At 69.5% G+C, this 2,058-nt stretch carries 2 protein-coding genes; one reads left to right on the top strand and one right to left on the bottom strand.

The genetic code is table 11. The features are described 5' to 3' along the window. The first annotated feature begins 243 nt into the window (after positions 1-243). Positions 244-1,539, top strand: coding sequence for an MFS transporter (locus tag MHO01S_RS16115; protein WP_060958591.1), 1,296 nt, complete (start codon positions 244-246; stop codon positions 1,537-1,539). Positions 1,540-1,565: 26 nt separating this feature from the next. Here MHO01S_RS16115 and MHO01S_RS16725 read toward each other — a convergent pair whose 3' ends face one another. Beyond that, complete coding sequence (locus tag MHO01S_RS16725; RefSeq protein WP_167626545.1) at positions 1,566-1,703, bottom strand: hypothetical protein; 138 nt, start codon at positions 1,701-1,703, stop codon at positions 1,566-1,568. Positions 1,704-2,058 lie beyond the last annotated feature (355 nt).

The following is a 2,058-nucleotide window of genomic DNA, read 5'->3' as shown; positions in this document are numbered from 1 at the left end:
CCGCCGATCGGCGCTGCGGGAGCGAGCTTCTTGCTCGCGACGACTGTCAGATTGACTACTTCAGCGGCGATCTTGGCGGAGCTCTTGAACCTGGGCTGCGTGCGCGTGGGGGGCGAGAGGAGGGGCACTGCGGAAAACGCCTATCCATGACGTAACCCGGTGGAGTTCCGCTTCAACGTCTGAGGTCCCGGCCCGCTCGCACCGGCGCACCGGCGCACCGCGGAGCACCCTTAAAGTGAGCGCATGAGTTCTGCCGCGCCGGCGGCCGGCGTCGATCCGGCTCGCTCCCGAGGTCTCCGGATGCTGCTCAGCGGGTCGTTCCCGAACCTCGTGCAGTGGTACAACCTCTACGTCTTCGCGGCGTTCGCGCCGTTCTTCCGGACGGAGTTCTTCGACCCCGCCGACGGGGGCTCACTCGTCTACGTCTACGGCATCTTCGCGCTGACCTTCGTCATGCGACCGGTGGGGTCCTGGCTGTTCGGACGTATCGCCGATCGGCGAGGCCTGCGATTCGCGCTCGTGTCGAGCGTCCTGCTGATGTCGGCGGGGTCGGCCGTGCTGGCGGTGAGTCCGACGGCGTCGGACGCGGGCGCGGCGGCCGGTGGCATCCTCCTGCTCGTCGGGCTCGTGCAGGGCGTGGCGACCGGCGGAGAGTACGGTGTGTCGGCGGTGTACCTCTCGGAGGTGTCGACCGACGGCCGACGCGGCTTCTTCTCCTCGTTCCAGACGGCGACGATCGTGGCGGGTCAGGTGCTCGCGCAGGCGACGCTGCTGGTGCTGCTCACATCGGTCGACCGTGCAGAGGTGTCCGTGTGGGGATGGCGGGTCGCGTTCGGCATCGGTGCGCTCGCCGGGCTGTCGACCCTGCTGGTCGCGCGGCGGATGCCGGGGGAGCGGCGTCGCCCCACGGCGGGAGTCACCCTGACCGTCCTCCTGCGCGAGGGGTGGCGTCCGCTGCTGTGGGTCGTCCTGATGACCTCCGGCGGGACGGCCGCCTTCTACACGTTCACCGTCACGGTGCCGGCGGTGTCGCGTGAGGCCGCGTACGGCTCCGGGGGTGCGGCAGCCGAGCGGGCCAGCACGACCGCGATCCTGCTCGCGCTGATCGTGCTGATGGTGCTGCAGCCCGTCGGCGGCGCGCTCAGCGATCGCGTCGGGCGCAAGGCGCTGCTGGTGTTCTTCGGCGTAGCGGGCGTCATCGTCATCGGCCCGGTCGTCGCCGTGGCCGGGGGACTCCTCGATCCGTGGGTGCTGTTCGCCGCCCTCGTCGCGGTGTTCACCGTGCTCACCGGTTATCTCGCCACCAACACGATCGTCAAGGCCGAGGCCTTCCCTCCGCAGCTGCGTGCTCTCGGCGTCGGCTTCGGCTATGCCGTGGCCAACTCCCTCTTCGGTGGAACGGCGCCGCTGATCTACCACGCCACCGCGGCGACGCCGTGGGTCTTCTCCGGATACGTGACGGTGCTGGTGGGGATCACCCTCGCCACTGCGCTCACCATGCGCGGCGGACGGACGAGCCCACTCGATCGTCGGCTCTGACCCCGCGGCGGTGAGAGGGGCGCCGGCTACGGCTCCGTGGTGAGGACGGGCCCGCACGTGAGACACGACCAGGCGACGAGGAACCTCTCGTCGTCCAGGACCTCGAAGCCCAGGCGATCCCCGCACAGAGGACAGGCCGGGCCGTCGCCGACGGGGATGCGCATACCGCCAGTATCGCCGCGACGCCGCGTCGACAGACGCCGGGGAGCGCGCGACACGCCCGGGATGCCGGTGTGATTTGCCGCCGGCGCGGATCCGACCTAAGTTTGTATCCGTTCGCCCCACAGGGAAGAGCGAAGGGCCGGAAGGCCTCGCCCCCTCAAGCGGAGAACCGATCTCCATCCCACACCCTCCACGAGGGCAGACCATCCGGTCTGGGATGAGGGTTTCCCCCGTGCACCCGCTGCCAGCGGTCGTCACCACGGATCCTCGGATCCTGAGACACCGACTTGACAAGATGCGCGAGAGGGATAAGATAGAGAAGTTGCCCTGCGGGTGAGGCTGAGAGGCCGAGCAGCA

Origin of the sequence: Microbacterium hominis NBRC 15708, assembly GCF_001592125.1 — a bacterium.
Classification (GTDB): Bacteria; Actinomycetota; Actinomycetes; order Actinomycetales; family Microbacteriaceae; genus Microbacterium; species Microbacterium hominis.
The sequence above is the reverse complement of the archived record's forward strand: the minus strand, read 5'-3'. Positions and strand labels throughout refer to the sequence as shown.